Here is a 17,979-nt window from a genome sequence, read left to right as displayed (position 1 = left end):
CACCCGACCCCGGCTCCCGCCCGACGACGCCGTCTGGAGACGCCCCGTGCCGGTCGACCCGCACATCGCCGCCCTGCTGTCCCTGCTCGCCCAGTCCGGCGCGCCGCCCATGTGGGAGGGCACGCCCGAGGCCGGCCGCGCCCAGTACCTGGCGCTCACCCACGGCGCCCGCTCGCCCGAGCAGGTGGTGCCGGTGGCCGGCATCGAGGACCGCACCGTCCCCGGCGCCGAGGGCGACCTGCGGGCGCGCGTCTACCGGCCCGAGGGCGAGGGGCCGTTCCCCACGGTCGTGTTCTTCCACGGCGGCGGCTGGGTGATCGGCGACCTCGACACCCACGACAACATGGCCCGCAACGTCTGCCGCGGCGCCCGGGCCGTCGTCGTCGCCGTCGACTACCGGCTCGCGCCCGAGCACCCGTTCCCCGCCGCCGCCGAGGACGCCGTCGCCGCGGCGCGCTGGGTGGCGCAGCACCTCGGCGAGCTCGGCGGCGACTCCCGGCTGGGGCTGGCCGGTGACAGCGCCGGGGGCAACCTGGCCGCCGTCGTGGCCCAGGTCCTGCGCGACGACGGCACGAAGGTCGCCGCCCAGTTCCTGGTCTACCCGTCGGTCGACGTCGCCGGCGAGTACCCGTCCCGGGTGGAGAACGGGAAGGGCTACTTCCTCGAGCAGGACACGATGGACTGGTTCCACGGCCACTACGCCGGGACCTGGGAGGACGCCCGCGACCCGCGGCTGTCCCCGCTGCACGCCGCCGACCTGGCCGGCCTGTCGCCGGCGCTCGTGGTCACCGCCGAGTACGACCCGCTGCGCGACGAGGGCGAGGCCTACGGGCGGGCGCTCGAGGCCGCGGGCGTGCAGGCCGACGTGCGCCGCTACGACGGGATGATCCACGGCTTCTTCGACATGGGCGCCTGGTCCCCGGCCGCGCAGGCCGCGATCGACGAGAGCTGCGCGCGCTTCGGCGAGCTGCTCCGGGGCTGAGCGGCGACGGGCCGGCCGTCGCGGCGGCGGCCGGCCCGTCAGACCCAGTACGTGTCGTGGCGGAGCATGAACTCCGCCCGCTCCTCCGGCGTCATCCGCTCACCCCGCGCGAGCGTGCGGAAGTAGTCCTCGCGCGGCCCGCCCGGCGCGAACATCAGCAGCATCGAGGCGTGCTCGCCGCCGCGGAACCCGTGGACCCCGCCCTCGGGGACGTAGAGGAAGTCGCCCGCGCCCGCGGTCACCCAGCTCCGCCCGTCGTAGAGCTCCACCTCGCCGCGCAGGACGTAGAACTGCTCGGAGATCGAGCGGTGGAAGTGCGGGCCCGGGCCGGAGGCCTCGGCGCCGAAGGTCCACCGGTAGAGGCCGAACCGGCCGGTCGTCTGCTCCCCGGTGGCCAGGAACTCGCAGGTGACGCCGGCGGCCGAGACGGTGTCCGGGGGCCGGTCGCTGCGGCGCAGCCAGGCGGTGGCCTCGCCGGTGGTGCCGCGGTAGAGGTCGGGCGGGTAGTGGCGGTGCAGGGACACGGCTCCGGGCTCCTCTCGTCGCCGGCGCCCATCCTCGCAGCGGGGCGGTAGCGTCCGCCGGGTGCCGGACGCTGCGACGGAGCAGGTCGGGCGGCGGCTGGACGCCCTCACGTTCGGGCTCTTCACCGTCGCCCTGGGCACGAACGTCCCGACGCCACTGCTGCTGGTCTACCGCCGCACCCTCGGGCTCTCCGACGCCGACCTCACCGCCGTCTTCGGCTGCTATGCCATCGGCCTGATCGCCGCGCTGACCGTGTCCGGCGCCGCCTCGGACCGGTTCGGCCGGCGCACCGTCGTCGTCCCGTTCGCGGTGCTGGCGGGTCTGGTCTCGCTGCTGTTCGTGCCCGCGGCCGAGCACCTGCCGCTGCTGTACGCGGGGCGGCTGCTGCAGGGCGCGGTGTCCGGCGTCGTGTTCTCGGTGGCCAACGCGTGGCTGCAGGACCTCGCCGGTCCCGGCGGGCAGCAGTCGGCGGCCACCCGCGGCGCGGTGTCGACGTCGCTGGGCTTCGCGATCGCGCCGGCGATGAGCGGGGTGCTCGCCGAGTACGGCCCGGCGCCGACGACGCTGCCCTACCTCGTGCACGTCGCCGTCCTGCTGGTGGGCCTGGCCGCGCTGCTGACCGTGCCGGAGACGGTGCGGGAGCGCCGGCCGGGCCGGCTGATGGCCCTCGGCCTGCCGCCGGAGGCGCGGCGGCCGTTCCGCGCGGTGCTCGCGCCGACCGCGACGGGCGTGTTCGCCTTCCCGGCGGTCGCGGCGACCGTGCTGCCACTGCTGGTCGTCCCCGACGGCGTCGGCGTCGCCTACGCCGGGCTGGTCGGCGGGCTGGCGCTGGCGGCGAGCGCGGTCGCCGCCCGGCTCGGGCGGCGGGCCGGGGGCGGCGGCGGGCCGCTCGGGATGACGCTCGGCGCCCTCGGCCTCGCCCTCGGCGTGGTGGCGGTGGCGACGACGTTCGAGCCGCTGCTGCTTCCGGCCGCGGCGCTGATGGGCGCCGGGGGCGGCCTGTGCCTGACCGCGGGGCTGACGCTGACCGCGCAGCTGGCGCCCCCGCACACCCGGGGGGCGATGAACAGCGCCTTCTACGCCTTCGCCTACGTCGGCTTCGGCACCCCGCTGCTGCTCGCCTGGCTGGGCTCGGCCCTGGGCACCGTCCCGGCGCTGGCGGCGTTCGTGGCGGTGCCGCTCGCGCTCGCCGCGTGGCTGTGGTGGGAGCTGCGCTCCACTTCCCAGGGCTGAACCGTCCTCAGCCGGCCACGGACCGCGCGACCCGGAAGCCGACGTCGTCGATCCGGAGACGGGGATGGCTCCGGCGCCGCACCGAGGCGCGGCAGCTCCAGTGCTCGTCGAACCACCCGCCGCCGCGCAGCACCCGGTAGGGGCCGTAGACCTCGGCGTCGTAGACGTCCCAGCACCACGCCCAGACGTTGCCCAGCACGTCGTGGAGACCCCAGGCGTTGGGCTGCCTCTCGCCGACGGGATGCGGCCGCTCCCCCGAGTTGCCGCGGTACCAGGCGACGTCGCCGAGCGGCCCGTATCGGGCAGTCGTGGTGCCGGCGCGGCAGGCGTGCTCCCACTCGGCCTCGGTGGGCAGCCGGTAGCCGTCCGCCGCCGGGTCCCACACCACCCCGCCGTCGGGGGCCGCGCGGTAAGCGGGCGCGCGCCCCTCCTGCCGGGACAGAGTGTTGCAGAACCGCACCGCGTCCTCCCAGCTGACGGTCTCCACCGGCAGCCCGTCGCCCCGCGCCGCGCTGGGCCGCTGTCCGGTGATCCGGGCGTAGCGCTCCTGGGTCACCGGGGTGGCAGCCAGCTCCAAGGCGTCGACGGCGACCGTCCACCGGCGCTGCGTGCGCCGGTCCGAGAGGGTCACCCGGCCCGCGGGGACGGGCAGCATCGCGTCACGGGCGGCCGGGTCCACGGTCGGCAGGCGCTACCGGACGGACTGTCCCCGCAGCTCACGTCACGCTCTCCTCCGGATCTGTGGACGGACCCCTGACCTGCGGATTCACCTCGCAGGAGGGTGCGTGATCGGTTAGACTTCGATCATGTGTTCGGATGGGCCGGGCAGCGGAGACGTCCTCGACGACGTCGCTGCGCTGGTCGCCGAGCGCAACCGGATCGACGCCCGGTTGGCCCGCGCGGTGCGGGCCGCGGAGCTGTCCCAGGCTCCCGAACGCGACGGGCTGAGGTCGATGGCCTCGTGGCTGCGCGGGCACTGCCGGCTGTCGACCGCGGAGGCCGCTCGGCTGGTGCGCAACGGCCGCGCACTGGAGCACCTGCCGGCGCTGGCCGAGGCGCACGAGACGGGTCTGGTGTCCGCCGAGCAGGTCGCGGTCGCGGCGAAGGCGGTGACCCCCGAACGCCTGGCCGTCGCTGCGGCCGCCGGGGTGGACCTGGCGGTCATCGACGCGGTGCTCACCGGCGTCGCCGTCGAGCGCGAGCACTCCGACCTGGTGCAGGTGGTGCAGCACTACTGCAACGACCTCGACCCCGACGGTCCCGAGCCGGAACCCACCGAGGGCCGGTCGCTGACGCTGGCCAGGCACGCCGACGGCTCGCTCACCATCCGCGGCCACCTCGATCCCGTCGGCGGGGAGAAGCTGCAGACCGCCCTCGAAGCCCACGTGCAGGCCGACCGCCCCGCCGGGGACGAGCGCAGCCGCGCCCAGCGGCTGGGGGACGCGCTGGTGCAACTGTGCGACAACGTGCTGGCCGCCGGGCGCCTGCCGCTGCTGCGCGGGCACAAGCCGCACGTGGTGGCGCGGATCGACCTCGACGACCTCGCCGACCCACATGGCGGCCCGAACGCCGGGCGGATGGGGTTCGGCGCCACCATCTCCGCCGCCCGCGCCCGCTGGCTGGCCTGCGACGGCACGATTTCCCGGGTCGTGTTCGGGGCCGACGGGGTGCCGCTGGACCTGGGCCGGGAGCAGCGGCTGGCCAGCCGGCACATCCGCCGCGCCGCCGAACTCCGCGACGGCGGGTGCGTGTTCGCCGGCTGCGGGGCCCCGACCTGGTGGTGCGACGTGCACCACCTGGTGCACTGGATCGACGGCGGCGACACCAGCCTGGAGAACTCGGCACTGCTCTGCGAGCGCCACCACACGAAGGTCCACCACGGCTTCCGGGTCGAACGACAACCGACCGGTCGATGGCGCACCTGGCGCCCCGACGGCACCGAGATCACCACCCCGGCGCCGCTGCTCGCCCCCACCGCCTGACGGACACGCGCGCCTGCGTCAGCCCACCGAGCGGCTGCGCTGCTCCGCGCCGATCTCGCCGTAGGGGTAGTCCGCCCAGCCCGGGTCGCTGACGGCGTCGAGCCGCGCGGTCTCCTCGTCGGTGAGCACGAGGCCGGCGGCGCCGAGGTTGCCGCGCAGCTGGTCGGTGGTGCGCGCCCCGAGGATCACCGAGCTGACGCCCGGCCGGGCCAGCAGCCAGGCCAGCGCCACCTGCGGCATCGTCGCGCCGCGCGCCTCCGCGACGTCCTGCACCGCGGACAGCACGTCCCACGTCCGCTCCCGCGTGGCGACCCGGTCGTAGGCCTCCATCCCGCGCGCCGGGTCCTCGCCGAGCCGCGTCGCCCCGGCGGGCCGCTGGTCCCGGGTGTACTTCCCCGACAGCCACCCGCCGCCCAGCGGCCCCCACGGGAGCAGCCCCAGGCCGTTGACCAGGCAGGCGGGCACGATCTCGGCCTCGACGTCACGCACGAGCAGGCTGTACGACGGCTGCAGGGTGACCGGCACGGCGAGGTGCGCGCGCTCGGCGACGTCCACGGCCCGCTGCACCTGCCAGCCGGTGAAGTTCGACAGCCCCGGGTAGCCGATCTCGCCCGCGGACACGGCGTCGTCGAGGAAGCGCAGCGTCTCCTCCAGCGGCGTCAGCGGGTCCCACGCGTGCAGCTGGTAGAGGTCGACGTGGTCCACGCCGAGCCTGCGCAGCGAGTCGTGCAGCGCCCGGCGCAGGTGCCGGCGCGAGGTGCCGAGCGTGTTGGCGTCCTCGCCCGTGGGGAAGCGGCCCTTGGTGGCGAGGACGACGCGGTCGCGGACGTCGACCGGGCGCGCGGCCAGCCAGCGCCCGATCATCTCCTCGGACGCGCCGGCGGAGTAGACGTCGGCGGTGTCGACCAGCGTGCCGCCCGCCTCGACGAACACGTCGAGCTGCTCGTGCGCCCCCGCCTCGTCGGTCTCCGCGCCGAAGGTCATCGTGCCGAGCGCGAGCGAGGAGACGGCACAGCCGCTGCGGCCGAGGGTGCGCAGGTCCATGCGCCCAGCAAGCCACAGGACGCGGGACCGCGCGAGGTCAGCGCAGGGCCGGCACCCCGTTGGCCAGCTCCAGCAGCACGTCGGCGTGGCAGGGCTCGCCGGCCGGGCACCAGCAGGCGAGGTTGCGCCCGCGCAGCTGCCGGCGGGCCTGGGCGGCGAGGTCGCCGGAGGCGGCCCAGCGGCGGAACCACGCGATCGCGGTGGCGCGGTCGGGGCAGCGGACGACGCGGCTGCCGTCCTCCTGCTCCCCCGGCTCGCGCGCGGTCGGCAGCGGCCACGCGGTCTCGTCGTCGCCGGGCAGCCACAGGTAGGTCTCCCCCACCCGGAACGGGTTGCCCCAGCGCGAGGGGCGGGCGACGACGACGGTGTTCGGCGGCTTCCGCCAGCCGCGCGCCCGCGAGAGCTGCACACGCACCGGACCGGTCATGGACCGATGCTGCCGCGCGGGTGTGACAGGACCGCACCACGGCTCCCGGGGCTGCCCCGTCCGGGGACACCCCCAGTCCGACCAGCGCTTTCGGGGGCGTCACCCGATGGTCCGCACGCGGCGCCGTCGGGAGGCTCGAGCTGCCCGGCGGGGCCGAGGTCACGTCCCGCCGGGCTCCACCCCCGTGGCCCGACGACGAGGCGCCGTGTCCGCTCCCGAGTGCACCCTCGACCCCCCGCAGCCGCCGACCTCCTCTCCCACCCGCCGCGGCCCGGCGGCGCTCGTCCGCGGCTGGCTGGGCCGCCTGGCGCTGCGCCGCGTCCGCCGCCGCGGGCTGGACCTCTCCCGCCTCACCTTCCTGCCGGCCGCCGCGACGGTGCCGCTGCGGCGGGTCGACGTCGACCCGGTGCCCGAGCTGCGCGACGGCGGGCCGGTGCGGCGCCTGGACCTGCCCTTCGACCTCTCCGTGCTCCTGGTGACCGGCGCCGCGGAGGCCCGCGCGGTGCTCGCCGACCGCGACGGGTTCAGCACCGACGTCCGCCACCTGTTCAGCGGCACCGGCCCGGCCACGGCCGACGACGTCGGCGGCCTGGGGTTCACCGATCCGCCCGACCACACCCGGCTGCGCGGCCTGGTCGCCCCGGAGTTCACGCGCGCCCGCCTGCAGCGCCTCGAGCCGGCGATCGAGGCCACCGTCGCCCGGCAGCTCGACGAGCTCGCCGCGGCCGGGCCGCCGGCCGACCTGGCGCGGCACGTCTCCGGCCCCGTCCCGATGCGGACCGTCTGCGCCCTGCTGGGCCTCGACCGTCCCGACGAGCAGCTGGTCACCCGGCTGGCGACCCGGCGCTTCGACGCCGCCCGCGGCACGGCCGGCGCGTTCGGCGCGGTGTCCGTGCAGCGCCGGCTGCTGTTCGACGCGGTCGCGCGGCAGCGCCGGGACCCCGGCGACGGGCTGCTCGGGCGGATCGTCCGCGAGCACGGCGACGCCGTCTCCGACGCCGACCTGGCCGGGCTGGCCGACGGCATCGTCACCGGCGGGTTCGAGACGACGGCGTCGACGATCTCGCTCGGCACGCTGGTCCTGCTGCGCGACCCGGCCGCCGCGGCCCTGGTGCGGGAGGGCTCGCGCCGGGACGTCGAGACGGTGGTGGACGAGCTGCTCCGGCTGCTCTCGGTGGTGCAGGTGGCCTTCCCCCGCTTCGCCCGGCGGGACACCGAGGTCGCCGGGCACCGGCTGCGGGCCGGCGACGCCGTCCTCGTCTCGCTGAGCGCCGCGAACCGCGACCCCGCCTGGGCCGGCGCGCACCCCGACGCGCCCGACCCCTCCCGCTCGACCCGCGGCGGCCACCTCGCCTTCGGCCACGGCATCCACCGCTGCGTCGGCGCCGAGCTGGCCCGGCTGGAGCTGCGGGTCGTGCTGCCGGCCCTGTTCCGGCGCTTCCCCGACCTCGCCCTCGCCGTCCCGCCCGAGCGGCTGGCCTTCCGCCGGCTGTCGTTCGTGTACGGGGTCGACGCGCTGCCGGTGACGTTCTGACTCAGCCGGCCGGGTCGGCCCGGAGCAGCGCGGCGCCCGGGACGACGAGGCGGTGCACGTGCGCGTCGACGTCGTCCGGCCCGGGCGCCGGCTCGCCGAAGTCGAGGGCGCCGATGGCGTAGAAGTCCGTCGTCGCGGTGACGCACTGCCAGCGCCAGGTGAGCTCGCGGGCCTCCAGGTGCGGGAGCAGCGGCGCGAGCGCGGCGCAGTACCGCCCGGCCGACGCGCGCACGGCCGCCGCGCCGTTGGCCTCCCAGCGGTCCGGCGGCTGGTCGAAGATCCGGGTGAACACCCGGGCGGCGTACCGGCCGCGGCCGGCGCAGCGCAGGGCCACGATCGGCCGCACCCAGCCGTCGACGAACGCCTCGACGCCGGCGTCGTCGCCCAGGCCCGCCAGCACCCGCTCCCGGTCGGCGACCACGCCGTCCACGACCCGGCGCTCGACCGCGGCGACCAGCCCGTCCTTGCCGCCGAAGTAGTAGCCCACCGCAGCGGCGTTGGCGACGCCGGCCCGGCGCAGCACGTCACGCACCGAGGTGCCCGCGGCACCGCCGGTCGCGAGCAGCTCCTCGGCCGCGTCCAGCAGCCGCACGGGGGTTGCGGTCTCCGTCACGGCCCCTCCATCCTGGGCCACCGCCCTGAGACGGGCGTGTCAGGCGATCGTCTGGAGCACAGCATGCCCGACGCCCGTGGAGTCCGGGGCCGGCGCGGCAGCCTGCTCGCCGTCACGTGCGTCGCCTCGGCCCTGGTGGTCGGAGCCGCCTTCTCGCTGTCGCTGGCCCTGCCCGAGCTCGGCCGCGCCACCGGGGCGACGCAGACCGAGCTGACCTGGGCGGTCCACGCGTACGGGCTGACCTTCGCCGCGCTGCTGCTGCCGCTGGGCGCCGCCGCCGACCGCTTCGGCCGGCGCGGCGCGCTGCTGCTGGGCCTGGCGGTGTTCGCCGCGTGCAGCACGGCGTCGGGGCTGGTCACCGACCCGGCCACCCTCGTCGCGCTGCGCGGGCTGGCCGGCGTCGGCGCGGCGGCGGTCGTGCCGGCCACGCTGGCGGTGCTCGTCGACGCGCATCCCGCCGAGCGCCACGGCTCCGCGGTCCGGGTGTGGGCCGCGGTCTCCGGCGCGGGCGTGCTGCTGGGGCTGCTCCTGTCCGGTGCGCTGCTCGAGGTCGCCTGGTGGGGCAGCGTGCCGGTCGCCTCCGGTGTGCTGGCCGGGCTGGTCCTGCTGCCGTGCCTCGCGGTCGTCCCGGCCTCGCGGGACCCGCACCTGCCGCTGGACCCGCTCGGCGGCGTGCTCGCCCTCGCCGGTCTCGGGGGCGTCGTGTGGGGCGTCGTCGAGGGGCCCGGGCGCGGGTGGACCGACGCGACGACGCTCACCGCCCTCGCCGTCGGCGCGGTGTCCCTGGCCGCGTTCACCCGCCACGAGCTGCGCAGCCGGCACCCGGTGGTCGACGTCCGGCTGTTCCGCGACCGCCGCCTGGCCCTGGGCCGTGCCGTCGTCTTCCTGCAGTTCGCCGCCGCCTGCGGTCTGCTCTTCCTCGCACCGCAGTGGCTCCAGTACCTGCGCGGCCTCTCGCCCGTGCAGGCCGCGCTGTGGCTGCTGCCGATGGCGGTCGGCACCACCGTGGCCGTGCGGATCGCGCCGGTGCTGCGCCGGCAGGGCCCCCGCGCCGTCACGATGCGGGCGCTGGTCCAGATGGGCATCGGGGCGTTCCTGCTGTCCCGGCAGGCCGACGGCGACGCCCCGCTGTGGCAGTTCCCCGCGGCGGCGTTCCTCTTCGGGATCGGCTTCGGCCAGGCCCTCGTCTCGGGGACGGCGCTGATCACCGAGGGCCTGCCCGCCGACCGGCGCACGCCCGCCGCGGCGGTCGCGGACGCGACCCGCTGGGTCGGCGGCGCGATCGGCGGCGCGGTCGCCGCCGGCGTCCTGCTCGCCGTCTACGGGGATGACCCGTCCCCCGCCGGCGCGGCGGTGGCCGACGGCGCCCGGGAGGCGTTCGCCGCCGGCTACACCGTCGCGTTGCGCGTCGGAGCGGCGGCCCTGCTGGGCGGCGCGCTGCTGGCCGCCGTGCTCGCACCCCGGCGGGCGCAGGCCCGGCACCGCGGCATCATCGGGCGGGCGCTGCGTCCGGTCGTGCCGCTGACGGCACGGCGGCAGCCGGTCGTGGACGTGGCACCGGTGCCACGGGTGGTCCCGGCCCGGCGCGTGCCGCGCGGGGTGCAGGCGGTCCTGGTGGCCGCGGTGGTGCTGGGCCTCCTCGCCGGAGTCGGTCTGGTGGCCCGCACCCTCACGAGGTCGACCGACCTGCCGGACACCGTCCCCGCCGCGCTGACCGAGGCGCCGCGGACCGCACCGCCGCAGCAGTCCGCCACCGCCGCCGCGGTCGCGCCACCGCCCGTGACCGACCCGGCCGCGCTGCTCGAGACACCCGAGCCGCCCGCCGAAACGACGGCGGCCGCGCCGACCACCCGGGCCGCGGCGGCACCGGCCCCGGCCACGCCGGCCGAGACCACCACCCCACCGGCCGAGACCACCACCCCGCCCGAGGCCACCAACCCGCCGGCCGAGATCGCGACGCCCACCCCGACCACGACACCACCGGCCGAGACCACCACCCCACCGGCCGAGACCACGACACCCACCCCGACCACGACACCACCGGCCGAGACCACCACCCCACCGGCCGAGACCACGACACCCACCCCGACCACGACACCGCCGGCCGAGACCACCACCCCACCGGCCGAGACCACGACACCCACCCCGACCACGACACCGCCGGCCGAGACCCCCACCCCACCGGCCGAGACCACGACACCCACCCCGACCACGACACCGCCGGCCGAGACCCCCACGACCACCGAGACCCCCACGACCACCGAGACCCCCACGACCACCGAGACCCCCACGACCACCGAGACCCCGACGACCACCGAAGGGACCTCCGCCGGGGAGACGGGCACCTCCGCGCCGGCGAGCCCCTGAGGCCGATCCGGCAGGACCGCTGCGGTACGCGGCGGGGATGACCCTGTCGCGGTCCGGCGTGGCGACCGATCCTGGGGCATGGACATCCTGACCGGGGGCACGGCGGGCCGGGTCCGGGAGGCGGTGGCCCGGTACTGGCAGGCCCAGGTGCACCTCTGGGAGACGTACCTCTCCCCGGCCGGCTGGGGCCCGGTGCCCGAGGCCCCGGCGCTCGGGGACGAGCCCCTGCACTGGGTGGGGCGGCGGCTAGTGGGCAGCGTGCTACCGGACGAGCCGCGCTGACCTCACTCCCCCGCGGTCAGCGCGGCCAGCTCGACGACGGCGCCCACCAGCGCCGCGCCGTCGAGCAGGACGAGGTCGTTGTGGTCGGCGCCGGGGACCTCGACCAGCCGGTGCAGCGCCGCGGCGGCGTCGGCGACCCGCCGGCTCTGCGCCGGCGGCACGATCGTGTCCGCGGTGCCAAGGACGACCGTCGTCGGCACCCGCACCCGGGCGATCCCCTCGGCCACCGGGTACCGGTCGCGCAGCAGCAGCCGGACCGGCAGGAACGGGTAGTGCTCGGCACCGACGGCGGCCAGGTCGGTGAACGGCGACCGCAGCACCAGCCCGGCCGGCGGGTGCTCCACGGCCAGCTCGGTCACCACCGCGGCCCCCAGGCTCTCGCCGTAGTAGAGGAGCCGGCCCGCGGGCACGCCGGCCTCCTCGAGCAGCCAGGTCCGCGCCGCCCGGACGTCGAGCGCCAGGCCCTCCTCGCTCGGGCTGCCCGGGTTGCCGCCGTAGCCGCGGTAGTCGAACAGCAGCACCGCCAGCCCGGCGTCCGCCAGCGCCCGGGCCAGCGGCGCGCGCAGTCCCCGGTGCCCGCCGTTGCCGTTCGCCACCAGGACGGCGGGTGCGCCGGCGTCCGGGCCGGGGACGAACCAGGCGCCCAGGGCCAGGCCGTCGGCGGTGGTGAGCACGACGTCCCGCGCGCCGGGGACCGCGACCGCCGCGGCGGGCAGCGGGCCGTCGTCGGGGAGGTAGACGAGGCGCCGCTGGAACGTCCACAGCAGGCCCACGACCACAGCCAACAGGAGGACGACGACCAGCGCCGCCCGCGGTCCGGAGCGCACGACCCGATGGTCGCGGACGGCCCGCTCCGCGACCCTCCCGGACCGGGCGGCGACTGTGGGAGCACCCGGGGAGGGCCCGCGACCGGTAGCGTCGGGGCGGACCGGAGGAGGTCCCGTTCCCACACACCGCGGACGCTGCGCCGAAACCCACCTCGGATGTCCCTGCCGGGGCGACGAGACCGTCCACGAGCGACGCTCGAGTGAGATGCGCGACGCCCGGGACCGGTCCCACGAACCGGTGGACTGCCCCGAGTGTGGCTCGCCGACCACACCGCTGTCCCTGCTCGCCTGGGGGAACTGCCGGGTCTGCCGCACGGCGCAGTCCCGGCTGACCGACCCGCTCCGCTGGTGACGACAGCGGGACGGCCGCCGCCCCCGCGCCGGGAGCCGGTACAGTCGCCTCCGGTCGCTGTCGTGCCTCTGCTTCGTTCTCGGACGTCCGCAGTCGTCTCTGCCTGACGTTCCTCTCGGTCCTGCCGGTCGGTGCGGCGACCCGGCTCCGGCGCCTGCCGGACCGACACCCCAGCACGGAAGAGAGAACGACATGACCCAGGGCACCGTGAAGTGGTTCAACGCGGAGAAGGGCTTCGGCTTCATCGAGCAGGACGGCGGCGGCCCCGACGTCTTCTGCCACTTCTCGGCGATCAGCGGCTCCGGCTACCGGTCGCTGGACGAGGCGCAGCGCGTCGAGTTCGACGTCACCCAGGGCCAGAAGGGCCCCCAGGCGGAGAACGTCCGCGCGATCTGAGCACCACCGGGGGCACGCGGCGCGACCGCGCCGCGTCCTCCCGCCGCACCACCCCGGACCCCCACGGCCCCCCGGCCGCGGGGGTCCCGTCGTCCCCGGACCCGGGACCGGACCGCGGGACGCCCGGCGGGCACGCCTCCGTGTGAGAGTGGCGGCCATGTACCTGCTGCTCGAGTACTCCCTCGCCGACGACTACCTGGAGCGGCGGGCGGCGCTGCGGGCGGACCACCTCGCCCTCGCCCGCGCGGCGCGCGAGCGGGGTGAGCTGCTGCTCGCCGGCGCGCTGCCCGACCCCTTCGACCGGGCGCTGCTGATCTGGACGGCCGACCGCGACGTCGTGGAGCGCTTCGCCGAGGCCGACCCGTACGTCGTCCACGGCCTGGTGACGAGCTGGACGGTCCGGCCGTGGAACGTCGTGGTCGGGGGGCAGGGGTCGTGAGCGGCTTCCCGACCGTCGCCGAGCTCGCCGCCGAGGAGGACGAGCTGCGGTTCACGAGCTTCACCAACGACGACGCCTGGGACCTCGGCTCGGCGCTCGTGGCCACCGCCCGCAGGGCCGACGCGCCGGTGGCCATCGAGATCCGGCGCAACGGGCACCGGCTGTTCTCCGCCGCCCTGACCGGCGCCACCCCGGACAACGCGGACTGGATCGCGCGCAAGGCCCGGACCGTGCAGCGCTTCGGGCACGGCTCGCTGTACGTCCGGCAGACCTGGATCGAGCGGGGCACCACCTTCGAGGAGTCCTCGGGCCTGGACCTCCGGCGGTACGCGGCACACGGCGGCGCCGTGCCGGTGTTCGTGCGCGACGTCGGCCCGGTCGGCGTCGTCGTGGTGTCCGGGCTGCCGCAGCTGGAGGACCACCGGATGGTCGTCGCGGCGATCCGGGCGCACCTCGGCCGCTGAGTACGGGTCGGTACTGGTACCTGTGGGCTCCGTGTCACAGGATGTGCACCGTCGACGGCGACGGGGCCGGCGACGGGACTCCGGAGGCGCGGGGACGTGACGGTGCGCAGTGCGGTCCGCTGGGCCGCGACCCACGGCGCGATGCGGCTGGCGATCCGGGCGCGGGCCCGGGCGGGCAACCCCGACGCCGAGGTGCTCCGCGACCCGGTCGTCCGCGAGGACCCCTACGCCCACTACGAGCGGCTGCGCACGCCCGCGCCGTTCGCCGGGGGCGCGTTCGCGCGGGTCAGCGTGCACCACGACGTCTGCACCGACGTCCTGCGCAGCGACGACTTCGGCCAGATCGGCGGCAACCGCACCGAGGGCCTGCCGCCGGTGCTGCGGCTGGCGCTGCGGCTGGCCGGCCCGCGGCCCAGCGTCGGGCCGATCGACCCGCCGTCGATGCTCGCCGTCGACCCGCCCGACCACACCCGCTACCGCCGGCTGGTCAGCCGCGCCTTCACCGCCCGGGCGGTGGCCCGGCTGCGCGAGCGCACCGGCGAGATCGCGCACGGCCTGCTCGACGACCTCGAGCGCGAGGCCGCGGCCACCGGCGGGCAGGTGGACCTCGTCGCCCGCTACGCCGGCCTGCTGCCGGTCACGGTCATCTCCGAGGTGCTCGGCGTCCCGCTGGCCATGCGCGAGCAGTTCCTCGCCTGGGCCGACGGCGCCACCCCGAGCCTGGACATGGGCCTGTCCTGGCGCACCCACCGCGAGGTCGAGCGCAACCTCGGCGAGCTCGACGCCTGGTTCCGCGGCCACCTGCACCGGCTGCGCCGTGCGCCCGGCGACGACCTGCTGTCCGGCCTGGTCACCGCGGCCGACGACGACGGCGCCGCGCTCACCGAGCAGGAGCTCATGGCCACCGCCGCGCTGGTGTTCGGCGCCGGCTTCGAGACGACCGTCAACCTGGTCAGCAACGGCGCCGCGCTGCTGTTCGCCCACCCGGACCAGCGCCGGCTGCTCGTCGAGGACCCGTCGCTGTGGCCGAACGCCGTCGACGAGGTGCTGCGCCTGGAGTCGCCGGTGCAGCGGACCGGCCGGCGGGCCAGGCGCGCCACCGAGGTGCACGGGGTGCCGATCGCCGAGGGCGACCTGGTGCTGCTCGTCCTCGCCGCGGCCAACCGCGACCCGCGGGTGTTCGACGACCCGCACGCCTTCGACGTCACCCGCCGCAACGCCCGCGACCACGTCGCCTTCTCCAGCGGCATCCACTTCTGCCTGGGCGCCGCCCTGGCGCGGATGGAGGGCGAGGTCGCCCTGCGGGCGCTGTTCGAGCGGTTCCCCGGCCTCACCGCCGCCGGCGCCGGGCACCGCCGGGGCACGGTCATCCTGCGCGGCTGGGAGACGCTGCCGGTCGCGCTCGCCCCGGCGCTGTCCCCCGCCGCCGACGCCGCCCGCTGAGGCCGCCCCGTAGCGTTCCGCCCGTGGAGACCCCGCTGCGCACCTGGGCCGGCAACCTCACCTACCGCGCCACGCGGGTGCACCGGCCGCGGACGGTGGCCGAGGTGCAGGAGGTCGTGGCCGGCAGCGAGCGGGTGAAGGCCCTCGGCTCGCGGCACTGCTTCAACGACATCGCGGACACGACCGCCGACCTGGTGGTCCTCGACGACCTGGACACCGGGGTGGAGGTCGCGCGGGCCGACGACGACGGCAGCGGCGTCCTGTGGGTGCCGGCCGGGATGCGCTACAGCGAGCTGGTCCGGGAGCTGGCCCCGTCCGGGCGGGCGCTGCACAACCTGGCGTCCCTGCCGCACATCACCGTCGCCGGCGCCACCGCCACCGGCACCCACGGCTCGGGGAACCGCAACGGCTCGCTCGCCACGTCGGTCGCCGGGCTGGAGCTGGTGCGCTCCGACGGCGGGGTCGCCGTCCTCGGCGAGGGCGACGCCGACCTGCCCGGCGCGGTCGTGCACCTCGGCGCGCTCGGCGTCGTCACCCGGGTGGCGTTGCGGTTCCAGCCGACGTTCGACGTCGCCAACACCGTGTACGTCGACATGACCTGGGACCGGCTGTTCGCCGACCTCGACGCCGTCGCCGACGCCGCCTACAGCGTCAGCGTCTTCACCGACTGGCACCGGGTCACCTCGGTGTGGGTCAAGTCCCGGCCGGAGGACCCCGCCGCCCCCGAGGACTTCTTCGGCGCCCGCGCGGCCACCGAGCCGACGCACATGCTCCCCGACACCCCGGTCGAGAACCTCACCGAGCAGCTCGGCGTGCCCGGCGAGTGGCACGAGCGGCTGCCGCACTTCCGCGCCGAGTTCACCCCGAGCAAGGGCGACGAGCTGCAGAGCGAGTGGTTCGTCCCCCGCCGGCACGGCCGCGCCGCCGTGGAGGCACTGCGCGGCCTCGCCGACCGGGTCGCGCCGCTGCTGCAGGTCAGTGAGATCCGCACCGTCGCCGCCGACGGGCTGTGGCTGAGCCCGGCGTCGGGCGGCGACGTCATGGCGCTGCACTTCACCTGGGTGCCCGACCAGCCCGCCGTCACCGCGGTGCTGCCGGCGATCGAGGCCGCGCTGCGCCCGTTCGGCGCCCGCCCGCACTGGGGCAAGCTGTTCACCACGGAGGCCGACGAGCTGGCCGGGCTGTACCCGCGGATGGCCGACTTCCGGGCGCTGGTGCGCCGGTACGACCCGCGCGGCGCGTTCCGCAACGACTACCTGGACCGGACGGTCGCCGCGTTCGCCTGACCGCTCAGCCCAGCTCGCGCAGCCGGCCGGCGAGGAACTCCCGCTCGACGGCGTTCTCGGTCAGCAGCAGCGCCTCGGCGTAGGCGTCGCGGGCCTCGGCGACCCGGCCGAGCCGCCGCAGCAGGTCTGCGCGGGCGGCGGGCAGGTAGCCGTAGCCGGCCAGCTGCGGCTCGGCGGCGAGCTCGTCGAGGGCGGCCAGCCCCGCCGCGGGCCCGGAGGCGAACCCGACGGCGACCGCGCGGTTGAGCGCCACCACCGGCGAGGGCCACACCGCGGTGAGGACGCCGTAGAGCGCGACGATCTCCGCCCAGTCGGTGTCGGCCCACGACGGCGACTCGGCGTGCACCGCGGCGATCGCCGCCTGCAGCGCGTACCGCGACGGCGGCCGGGCGCGCAGCGCCTCGCGGGCCAGCGCGACGCCCTCGGCGATGGCGGCCCGGTCCCAGCGTGTGCGGTCCTGCTCCTCGAGCAGCAGCAGCCGGCCGTCGGCGCCGGTGCGCGTCTCGCGGCGGGCGTCGGTGAGCAACAGCAGCGCGAGCAGCCCGGCGACCGCCGGGTCGCCCGGCAGCAGCCGGCGCAGCATCCGGGCCAGCCCGACCGCGCGCTCCACCAGGTCGCGGCGCACCAGGTCCTCCCCGGCCGGGGTGGTGTGGCCGGTGGTGAACAGCAGGTGCACCACCGACAGGACGGCGTCGATCCGCTCGGGCAGCTCCGCGGCCGGCGGCACCCGGTACGGGATGCGGGCGACGGCGATCTTCTTCTTGGCGCGGGTCATCCGCGCGGCCATGGTCGCCGTCGGGACGAGGAAGGCGCGCGCGACCTCGGCGGTGCTCAGCCCGCACACCAGGCGCAGGGTGAGCGCCACCTGCGCCGGGCGGTCCAGCGCGGGGTGGCAGCAGGTGACCACCAGCCGCAGCCGGTCGTCGGGATAGCCGTGCGCCTCGTCGACCAGCGCGGGCGCGATCCCGCCGTCGACACGGTCGTCCTCGACCAGCAGCGGCAGGTGCCGGCGCTCGACGCCGCGGTGCCGGAGCACGTTGAGCGCCCGCCGCCGGGCCGCGGTGGTCAGCCAGGCGCCGGGGCGCGCGGGGACGCCGTGCGCGGCCCAGTCGGTCAGCGCCGCGGCGAAGGCGTCCTGGACGCACTCCTCGGCGACGTCGAGGTCGCGGGTGACGCGCACCGTCGCGGCGAGCACGAAGGCCCACTCGCGACGGTGCGCGTCGGCGACCGCGGCCGCGACGGCGGGGCCGAGGGGACCGGCGGTCGTGGAGGACACCGGTCAGTCGAAGGTCATCACCGGGCGGACCTCGACGCCGCCGAAGCGGGCCGGCACGGTGCGCGCGACGGCCAGCGCGGTGTCGAGGTCGGGCGCGTCGATCAGGTAGTAGCCGCCGAGGGCCTCCTTCGTCTCGGCGAACGGGCCGTCGGTGACCTCGCCACCGCGCACGCTGGTCGCCGTCGTCGTCGGCTCCAGCGCCTCGCCGCCGAGCAGCTTGGCGCCGTGCCGCTCCACGCCCGCGGAGAAGGTCTCGTGCTCGGCGGTGATCTCGCCGTAGACGTCGGGGGTCGCGGTGGCGTACTGCGTCTCGTCCTCGTAGATCAGGACCAGGTACTTCGTCATGCCGTCCTCCGGGCTCCGGGGGCCCGCCTGCCGGGCCCTCCACCTCTACGACACGCAGCACCGCACCAGATCGACAGCTCCCGCGGAAGACCTCCCACGCGCCGTCGTCTCCGGCATGATCTGACAACCGGACGGCCGGGTTCCGCAGATGTTCTGACGGTG

Annotated in this window: 19 protein-coding genes; 11 read left to right on the top strand and 8 right to left on the bottom strand. The window is 76.8% G+C overall.

The window, feature by feature from the left end:
• The first annotated feature begins 46 nt into the window (after positions 1-46).
• On the top strand, positions 47-982 hold the full coding sequence (locus tag ACI798_RS08360) for an alpha/beta hydrolase (RefSeq protein WP_456939332.1): 936 nt from the start codon (positions 47-49) through the stop codon (positions 980-982).
• A 38-nt stretch (positions 983-1,020) separates the two neighbouring features.
• Here the strand turns inward: ACI798_RS08360 and ACI798_RS08355 are convergent, their stop codons facing one another.
• Positions 1,021-1,506, bottom strand: a complete 486-nt coding sequence (locus ACI798_RS08355; protein WP_456939333.1) for a cupin domain-containing protein — start codon at positions 1,504-1,506, stop codon at positions 1,021-1,023.
• Positions 1,507-1,567: 61 nt separating this feature from the next.
• On the opposite strand from ACI798_RS08355, the gene ACI798_RS08350 reads away from it, so the two are divergent.
• Positions 1,568-2,740 (top strand): MFS transporter, encoded by a 1,173-nt coding sequence (locus ACI798_RS08350; protein ID WP_457047678.1) that lies wholly within the window; start codon positions 1,568-1,570, stop codon positions 2,738-2,740.
• Positions 2,741-2,747: 7 nt separating this feature from the next.
• On the opposite strand, the gene ACI798_RS08345 is transcribed toward ACI798_RS08350, so the two are convergent.
• Positions 2,748-3,395 carry a formylglycine-generating enzyme family protein gene (locus ACI798_RS08345; protein WP_457047677.1) on the bottom strand — a complete coding sequence of 216 codons (648 nt, stop codon included), beginning with the start codon at positions 3,393-3,395 and terminating at the stop codon, positions 2,748-2,750.
• Between the two features lie 151 nt (positions 3,396-3,546).
• Here ACI798_RS08345 and ACI798_RS08340 point away from each other — a divergent pair, with 151 nt between their 5' ends.
• Positions 3,547-4,722: a DUF222 domain-containing protein gene (locus ACI798_RS08340; RefSeq protein WP_457047676.1), complete on the top strand. Its 1,176-nt coding sequence runs from the start codon at positions 3,547-3,549 to the stop codon at positions 4,720-4,722.
• A gap of 18 nt (positions 4,723-4,740) precedes the next feature.
• Here the strand turns inward: ACI798_RS08340 and ACI798_RS08335 are convergent, their stop codons facing one another.
• Complete coding sequence (locus ACI798_RS08335) at positions 4,741-5,766, bottom strand: aldo/keto reductase (RefSeq protein WP_456939337.1); 1,026 nt, start codon at positions 5,764-5,766, stop codon at positions 4,741-4,743.
• 37 nt (positions 5,767-5,803) lie between these two features.
• Complete coding sequence (locus tag ACI798_RS08330; RefSeq protein ID WP_456939338.1) at positions 5,804-6,193, bottom strand: DUF4326 domain-containing protein; 390 nt, start codon at positions 6,191-6,193, stop codon at positions 5,804-5,806.
• Between the two features lie 205 nt (positions 6,194-6,398).
• Between ACI798_RS08330 and ACI798_RS08325 the strand changes: the two genes are divergently transcribed.
• Positions 6,399-7,727: a cytochrome P450 gene (locus ACI798_RS08325; RefSeq protein ID WP_457047675.1), complete on the top strand. Its 1,329-nt coding sequence runs from the start codon at positions 6,399-6,401 to the stop codon at positions 7,725-7,727.
• Position 7,728: 1 nt separating this feature from the next.
• Here ACI798_RS08325 and ACI798_RS08320 read toward each other — a convergent pair whose 3' ends face one another.
• Positions 7,729-8,340 (bottom strand): TetR family transcriptional regulator, encoded by a 612-nt coding sequence (locus ACI798_RS08320; RefSeq protein WP_456939340.1) that lies wholly within the window; start codon positions 8,338-8,340, stop codon positions 7,729-7,731.
• A gap of 63 nt (positions 8,341-8,403) precedes the next feature.
• Between ACI798_RS08320 and ACI798_RS08315 the strand changes: the two genes are divergently transcribed.
• Together ACI798_RS08315 and ACI798_RS08310 are read left to right on the top strand one after the other, a co-directional pair.
• A complete protein-coding gene (locus ACI798_RS08315; RefSeq protein ID WP_457047674.1) occupies positions 8,404-10,707 on the top strand; it encodes an MFS transporter in 2,304 nt (767 codons plus the stop codon).
• A gap of 78 nt (positions 10,708-10,785) precedes the next feature.
• A complete protein-coding gene (locus ACI798_RS08310) occupies positions 10,786-10,989 on the top strand; it encodes a hypothetical protein (protein ID WP_457047673.1) in 204 nt (67 codons plus the stop codon).
• Between the two features lie 2 nt (positions 10,990-10,991).
• Here the strand turns inward: ACI798_RS08310 and ACI798_RS08305 are convergent, their stop codons facing one another.
• Positions 10,992-11,816, bottom strand: coding sequence for an alpha/beta hydrolase (locus tag ACI798_RS08305; RefSeq protein WP_457047672.1), 825 nt, complete (start codon positions 11,814-11,816; stop codon positions 10,992-10,994).
• Positions 11,817-12,360: 544 nt separating this feature from the next.
• Here ACI798_RS08305 and ACI798_RS08300 point away from each other — a divergent pair.
• The 5 genes from ACI798_RS08300 to ACI798_RS08280 all read left to right on the top strand — a co-directional run bounded on the left by ACI798_RS08300 (position 12,361) and on the right by ACI798_RS08280 (position 16,196).
• Complete coding sequence (locus tag ACI798_RS08300) at positions 12,361-12,564, top strand: cold-shock protein (protein WP_012948522.1); 204 nt, start codon at positions 12,361-12,363, stop codon at positions 12,562-12,564.
• A gap of 157 nt (positions 12,565-12,721) precedes the next feature.
• Positions 12,722-13,003, top strand: a complete 282-nt coding sequence (locus ACI798_RS08295) for a YciI-like protein (protein WP_457047671.1) — start codon at positions 12,722-12,724, stop codon at positions 13,001-13,003.
• Positions 13,000-13,467 carry a heme-degrading domain-containing protein gene (locus ACI798_RS08290; RefSeq protein ID WP_456939345.1) on the top strand — a complete coding sequence of 156 codons (468 nt, stop codon included), beginning with the start codon at positions 13,000-13,002 and terminating at the stop codon, positions 13,465-13,467. The genes ACI798_RS08295 and ACI798_RS08290 overlap by 4 nt, the downstream gene beginning before the upstream one ends.
• A gap of 96 nt (positions 13,468-13,563) precedes the next feature.
• Positions 13,564-14,910: a cytochrome P450 gene (locus ACI798_RS08285; protein WP_457047670.1), complete on the top strand. Its 1,347-nt coding sequence runs from the start codon at positions 13,564-13,566 to the stop codon at positions 14,908-14,910.
• Positions 14,911-14,933: 23 nt separating this feature from the next.
• Positions 14,934-16,196 (top strand): D-arabinono-1,4-lactone oxidase, encoded by a 1,263-nt coding sequence (locus ACI798_RS08280; protein ID WP_456939347.1) that lies wholly within the window; start codon positions 14,934-14,936, stop codon positions 16,194-16,196.
• A gap of 4 nt (positions 16,197-16,200) precedes the next feature.
• Here the strand turns inward: ACI798_RS08280 and ACI798_RS08275 are convergent, their stop codons facing one another.
• Both ACI798_RS08275 and ACI798_RS08270 read right to left on the bottom strand, forming a co-directional pair.
• On the bottom strand, positions 16,201-17,472 hold the full coding sequence (locus ACI798_RS08275) for an RNA polymerase sigma factor (RefSeq protein WP_456939348.1): 1,272 nt from the start codon (positions 17,470-17,472) through the stop codon (positions 16,201-16,203).
• A 3-nt stretch (positions 17,473-17,475) separates the two neighbouring features.
• The gene (locus ACI798_RS08270; RefSeq protein WP_456939349.1) at positions 17,476-17,817 is read right to left on the bottom strand and encodes a YciI family protein; all 342 of its coding nucleotides are present in this window, start codon (positions 17,815-17,817) and stop codon (positions 17,476-17,478) included.
• Between the last annotated feature and the right edge of the window lie 162 nt (positions 17,818-17,979).

It is taken from the genome of Geodermatophilus sp. SYSU D01045, assembly GCF_054050295.1.
Note: the sequence above shows the minus strand (reverse complement) of the source record. Positions and strands in the feature narration are given on the sequence as shown.